The organism is Gordonia sp. i37 (assembly GCF_002043085.1).
Taxonomy (GTDB): domain Bacteria; phylum Actinomycetota; class Actinomycetes; order Mycobacteriales; family Mycobacteriaceae; genus Gordonia; species Gordonia polyisoprenivorans.
Genome location: NZ_MVPX01000175.1, coordinates 1 through 527, shown reverse-complemented (window position 1 = coordinate 527; position 527 = coordinate 1). Strand labels below are relative to the sequence as shown.

Annotated in this window: 1 pseudogene; it reads right to left on the bottom strand. The window is 71.7% G+C overall.

The features are described from left to right. Positions 1 to 527 (bottom strand): annotated as a pseudogene (locus B1964_RS08745) (cell division protein FtsK); the annotation flags it as partial.

Here is a 527-nt window from a genome sequence, read left to right as displayed (position 1 = left end):
CGGCGCCGGGGCAGGCGGAGTTGTCGCGGGCGGCGTGGCGCGTGTGGGCTTCGCGGTGTCCGAGGTCGCCCGGGCGGTGGACCGGTTGCGCGCGCGCCGCGGCGCCGGTGGCTCACCGAGCGGTTCGGTGACCTCGTCGACGAACGGATCGGTGGTGGCGTCATCGCCGAAACTCTCCGTCGTCGCCGACGCCAGTACGTCGCCGGCACTGACCGGTGCCGGACGACGAGATCGGCGTGCGCGCCGCGGGCTCTCGGCGTTCGGGTCCGGTGGGTAGTTGTCGTAGGGATCGGGAGAGTAGCCCGGGTCGCCCGCGGGACGACCGCGTCGTGCGGACGACCCGCCGAACCGATCGCCGGACCCGAAGTCGTCACGATCGTAGGCGTTGGGGTCATGGGCGTCAGGGTCATAGGAGTTGGGGTCGTCGGCCAGATCGACGTCGGCGTCCCATGGCAGTTCGTCGTCGGTGTCCCAGTCGTCGACACCTGCGGTCAGGCCGAGGTAGGTGCGCACTGCGTCGAGCACGT